Source organism: Streptomyces solincola, assembly GCF_002982015.1.
Classification (GTDB): Bacteria; Actinomycetota; Actinomycetes; order Streptomycetales; family Streptomycetaceae; genus Streptomyces; species Streptomyces solincola.
This window is the reverse complement of record NZ_PVLV01000739.1, coordinates 1-1,078: the sequence shown is the minus strand read 5'-3', so window position 1 is coordinate 1,078 and position 1,078 is coordinate 1. Positions and strand designations below refer to the sequence as shown.

General features: G+C 74.1%; 1 protein-coding gene. It reads left to right on the top strand.

The genetic code is table 11. The annotated features are described in order from the left end of the window. Nucleotides 1-222: 222 nt before the first annotated feature. Nucleotides 223-1,078 (top strand): sigma-70 family RNA polymerase sigma factor (locus C6N75_RS29845; protein WP_146132723.1); only part of this gene is annotated, 856 nt, incomplete at its 3' end.

Below are 1,078 nucleotides of genomic sequence, written 5' to 3'. Positions count from 1 at the left end.
CGCCGGGCCCTGATCTTTAGGGGAGAGTCGATTTCCCGTCTGCGTCCAGGCCCGGGACGTCCGCGGAACCCTGGTCGCGGGCCGGACCGGCGGCCGGGCGAGAATCTCCCCGCATCCGAGACGGAAGGTTTCTGTTATCCGCGCGACCGCTTCCGTATCTCCCTCATGGCAGGACGGAACATCCATGACCGGGCGGGGCCCGGGGATAAGTGAGTGGGCATCGTGAACCTCGAACGGGAACCCTCGATCGTCACCGCGGCGCAGGCCGGGCAGCAGTGGGCGCAGGACCAGCTCGTCGCCGCGTACCTCCCGCTCGTCTACAACATCGCCGGACGCGCCCTCAACGGCCACGCCGACGTTGACGACGTGGTGCAGGAGGCGATGATCCGGGCCCTGACCGGGCTCGGCTCGCTGCGCGATCCCGGCAGCTTCCGCTCCTGGCTGGTGGCGATCACCATGAACCAGATACGCGGGCACCTGCGGGCCGCCGGACACCCCGGCCAGGCGCCCGGCGACCCCTGGGAGGCGCGCGAGGTCGCCGACCCGGGAGCCGACTTCGTCGACCTGACCATCGTCCGGCTCGGCCTGTCCGGGCAGCGCCGGGAGACCGCCGAGGCCACCCGCTGGCTCGACTCGGACGACCGCACCCTGCTGTCGCTGTGGTGGCTGGAGGCGGCCGGCGAGCTGACCCGCGCCGAGGTGGCCGCCGCCATGGAGCTGAGCCCCCAGCACACCGCGGTGCGGGTGCAGCGCATGAAGGCCCAGTTGGAGACTGCCCGGCTGGTGGTGCGGGCGCTGTCCGCCGCGCCGCGCTGCGTGCTCCTGGACGACCTGCTCGCCGGGTGGGACGGCGCCCCCTCCGCCCTCTGGCGCAAGCGGCTGGCCCGGCACGCCCGGGACTGCACGGTCTGCGCCGGCCACCAGGCCGGGTTGGTCCCGGCCGAGGGACTGCTGGTCGGGCTCGGACTGGTGCCGGTCGCCGCCGGGCTGCTCAACGCCCTCGGCGAGAGCGCCGGACCGCTCGCCGCCGCGGCGTACGGCGCACCCGCCCGCCCCCCGGCCACGACGGGTATCGGCT